Raw genomic sequence first — 3,969 nt, 5'->3', positions numbered from 1 at the left:
GGAATTCAACCACGCCACCACCGGCACACACCCAAAAGGCGTCTGCCACACAGTGTACAAAACGAGGCAGGCAAACACACCCACGCAACAAAAGTACATTGGCACACTATCGAGTTCTCAAACAACACCAGCACACCCAACACCAACCCACACAACAGTGAGCCAGCCTCAAGTGACTTTGGAATCCACCAGCGATTGTTTTCCTGCCCGCCACACAAACCAGAGAACCTTGAACCAGTCTCTCCAGCGGGGCGTTGTCGGTCTCGCTGACTCGATATAAGTTACACACACCCCACACACAACACAAACCCGCAGCGCACGGCAGGTTTTTATGCGCGTTCTACATGCGCTCCAAGCGCATTCAACTGCTCGACAAAGGCCGGGTATCCGCGATCGATGTGGTGCACCTCGTGCACGGTGGTCACACCGTCGGCGACCAGGCCGGCAAGCACTAAACCGGCGCCGGCGCGGATGTCGGAGGACCACACGTCGGTGGAAGACAGCTGGTCCACCCCGCGCAGCATGACGTGGTGGCCGTCCACGTTGGCGTCAGCTCCCAGGCGCAGCATCTCGTCGACGAAGCGGAAGCGTGCCTCGAAGACGTTCTCGGTAATCACGGAAACCCCGTCCGCAATCGTTGCGAGTGCGATCGCCATGGGTTGCAGGTCCGTGGGGAATCCGGGGTACGGCAAGGTCTGGTAGTCCACGGCGCGGGGGCGCTCGTCCATGCGCACTCGGAACCCGTTGTCGTAGGTCTCTACATCGGCGCCAGCGAGTTTTAGTTTCGACAACGCCAAGTGCAGATGCCCGGGCGCAGCACCGGTGACGGTGATGTCGCCCTGCGTCATTGCCGCCGCGTACGCCCAAGTGCCGGCGACGATACGGTCGCCGACCACGGTGTGCTCCGTTGGCGAAAGCGCCTCCACCCCGTCGACGGTGATGGTGGACGTGCCTGCGCCGTCGATGCGCGCGCCCATGGAATTGAGCATGGAGCACAGGTCCACAATCTCCGGCTCTCGCGCCGCGTTGTCCAGCACGGTTCGCCCCTCTGCGAGCACCGCCGCGGTGACGATGTTCTCAGTCGCACCCACCGACGGGAAGTCCAGCTTGATGGAAGCCCCGGTGAGCTTCTCTGCACGTGCAACCACTGCTCCGTGCTCGATGTGGGTGGTCGCGCCCAGCTTCTCCAAGCCGGACTGATGCATGTCCAGCGGCCGCGACCCAATGGCGTCACCGCCCGGGAGCGCCACGTACGCCTCGGTGCAGCGGGCGACCAACGGTCCGAGCACTGCCACAGAAGCGCGGAACTGGCGTACCGCGTCAAAGTCGGCGTGCGGGGACACCTCGGCCGGAGTATGGATGCGCACGACATCGCCTTCGATCTCCACCTCGCACCCCAGTCCGACAAGGACGTCGCGCATCAGCGGGACATCCAAAATCTGGGGGCAGTTGCGCAGCGTGGTGGTGCCTTCGGCCAGAAGGGCCGCGGCCATCAGCTTGAGCACGCTGTTCTTGGCGCCGTCGACGCGAACTTCGCCCGCAAGTCGGGCGCCGCCTGAAACCAAAAACCGTTCTTTCACGTCCGCCACAGTACAGAACCGGAGGGACGTCGATAAGCAATTGCCTAAGGCAGCGCGCCGATGCGGCGGGCGGCGTTGACTGCTTCATAACGGGTGTGAGCACCGAGTTTGCGCATCACGCTGCGCAGGTAGGACTTCACAGTCTCCGCGCCGATGCCCATCTCGGCGGCGGCCTCGACGTTGGTGTGCCCCAGCGCCACGCACGCGAGCACGTCGAGCTCGCGTGCCGAAAGCTTGGTCGTCTGTTTGACGGCAACCGGCGAAACCAGCTGCTCGCAGAGCTGCTCCAGCTCCTTGCGCAGCTTCTCGTCCTCCACCCGGTTGGTCAGCATGCGCAGCTTGGAGTGGGTTGCGCGGACCTGTTCCCACTCCGCGCCGTTCATCGCGCGGCCGGTCTTGGCGCCTGCCCGGTCCCCTCCCTCAGAAGACCGCAACGCCGCGTTGACGGCGAGCTCCTGCTCGAGGGTGCGCGCGGTCATGGCGACCTCTTCGATGACCTTGTCGCCCAAACGCACTGGCGAGTGCACGCCCACATACAAAACGCCCCGAATCTCCCGCTGCACGATCACCGGCACCGCCACGACGGAGTGCAGGCCCTCGTCCTGAATCTGCTGGTCGTACTCGTGCGAGATCACGGCAGCGCGCGTGTAGTCGGCGATACCCACGGCGCGGCGGGTGGACACGACACGCCCGCCCACGCCGGCGCCCTCGGCGATACTGAGGTTCTGCAGGGCCGGGGTACGCAGGCCGATCCACTGGGTGATCTGGATCCGGTTGTCCGACAAGAGGGTGCCGTACATGGCAACTGGAATGCCGGTTGCGGTCTTCAGCGCGGTCAGGGCCGCGCGGATCGCGTCATCGTCGTCCTTGATGCGCTGCGCATCCATCGTCATACGTGTCGCCTTCCACCGTTTCGGGGGCACCCGTTTGGGGCACACCCGAATCCGAACAGGACTCAAAAACAAACGTGATCATATCGCGCGAACGGGGGTAGCCAAACTTAACCCCGTTCCAAAAGCGTTCAACGCGCGCTGCCGGACCAAACCAAATCCTATCTCCGAACCGTGCGGTTCACACACAACAAACCGTCTTGTCTACTTCGGGGTGTATGCTGTCCCCCGGACAACCAATGGACCACTGAAACCCCAGGAGGGGATGAATTATGGCGAAGATCGCAAGCAACGTTCTGGATCTCATCGGCGGCACCCCGCTCGTCGAGCTGAAGGACATCACCGAGGCCAACGGCTCGAAGGCCCGCGTGCTGGCCAAGCTGGAGTTCTACAATCCGGCAAACTCCGTCAAGGACCGCATTGGCAAGGCCATCATCGAGGCCGCAGAGGCATCCGGCGACCTGAAACCGGGCGGCACAATCGTGGAGGCCACCTCCGGAAACACCGGCATCGCACTCGCGCTCGCGGGCGCGGCAAAGGGCTACAAGGTCATCCTGACCATGCCGGAGACCATGTCCAACGAGCGCCGCGTGCTCCTGCGCGCCTACGGCGCAGAAATCGTGCTCACCCCGGGCGCCGCCGGTATGAAGGGTGCCGTGGAGAAGGCCAACGAGCTGGTGGAGCAGAACGAGGGCGCCATCCTGGCCCGCCAGTTTGAGAACGAGGCCAACCCGAAGATCCACTACGCCACGACCGGCCCGGAGATCTGGGAGGACACCGACGGCGAGGTGGACATCCTCGTCGCAGGTGTGGGCACCGGCGGCACCATCTCGGGCGCCGGCAAGTACCTCAAGGAGCAGAAGGCGGACGTCAAGGCCGTGGCCGTCGAGCCGGCCGCTTCCCCGCTGCTGTCCAAGGGCGAGGCTGGCCCGCACAAGATCCAGGGTCTGGGCGCGAACTTCATCCCGGGCACGCTGGACCGCAACGTCGTGGACGAAATCATCGCCGTGACCAACGAGGACGCCGTGTCCACCTCCCGCGAGCTCGCGGTCAAGGACGCCATCCTCGGCGGCATCTCCGCGGGTGCGAACGTCAAGGCCGCGCTGGAGCTGGCTGCGCGCGAGGAAAACGCGGATAAGACCATCGTGGTGATCATCCCGGACTTCGGCGAGCGCTACGTCTCCACCGTCCTGTACGAGGACATCCGCGACTAAGCACCTTTTGCTTAGCGACGAGCTGCCGCCCCTCCCCCGGCACCGACCCATTCGGCGGCGGGGCTGGCGTGCCGGGGCTGGCGATGGACCGACTCGGCGTCTAGGTCCCCGCGACCCGCTCGCGCCACCCGGCCGCTAGCCCGAAACCCGCCAACCGGCTACCCGTCGAAAACTCGGCTGGTAGCCAGTTGTAGGTAGCCGGTTTCTTCGTGCGAGCAGCAAATGGTGAACGGCAGATGGTGAAGATCCGAGGCGGGATCAAGCGGTTAATGCGCCACGTTTGAA

Annotated in this window: 3 protein-coding genes; 1 reads left to right on the top strand and 2 read right to left on the bottom strand. The window is 64.3% G+C overall.

Going from position 1 to position 3,969, the window contains the following annotated elements:
• Nucleotides 1–329 precede the first annotated feature (329 nt).
• Both murA and ramA read right to left on the bottom strand, forming a co-directional pair.
• The gene (gene murA / locus HMPREF3151_RS09150) at nucleotides 330–1,580 is read right to left on the bottom strand and encodes a UDP-N-acetylglucosamine 1-carboxyvinyltransferase (protein WP_070475235.1); all 1,251 of its coding nucleotides are present in this window, start codon (nucleotides 1,578–1,580) and stop codon (nucleotides 330–332) included.
• A gap of 44 nt (nucleotides 1,581–1,624) precedes the next feature.
• Nucleotides 1,625–2,467, bottom strand: a complete 843-nt coding sequence (gene ramA, locus HMPREF3151_RS09145; protein ID WP_070475234.1) for an acetate metabolism transcriptional regulator RamA — start codon at nucleotides 2,465–2,467, stop codon at nucleotides 1,625–1,627.
• A 275-nt stretch (nucleotides 2,468–2,742) separates the two neighbouring features.
• Between ramA and cysK the strand changes: the two genes are divergently transcribed.
• On the top strand, nucleotides 2,743–3,684 hold the full coding sequence (gene cysK / locus HMPREF3151_RS09140) for a cysteine synthase A (RefSeq protein ID WP_070475233.1): 942 nt from the start codon (nucleotides 2,743–2,745) through the stop codon (nucleotides 3,682–3,684).
• Nucleotides 3,685–3,969: the final 285 nt, after the last annotated feature.

This window comes from Corynebacterium sp. HMSC05H05 (genome assembly GCF_001807265.1).
GTDB lineage: Bacteria > Actinomycetota > Actinomycetes > Mycobacteriales > Mycobacteriaceae > Corynebacterium.
The sequence above is the reverse complement of the archived record's forward strand: the minus strand, read 5'-3'. Positions and strand labels throughout refer to the sequence as shown.

What these genes read in the sequence shown, in the direction of transcription:
- cysK (WP_070475233.1), top strand. Translation starts at nt 2,743, where the DNA reads ATGGCGAAGATCGCAAGCAACGTTCTGGATCTCATCGGCGGCACCCCG.
- ramA (WP_070475234.1), bottom strand. Translation starts at nt 2,467, where the DNA reads ATGGATGCGCAGCGCATCAAGGACGACGATGACGCGATCCGCGCGGCC.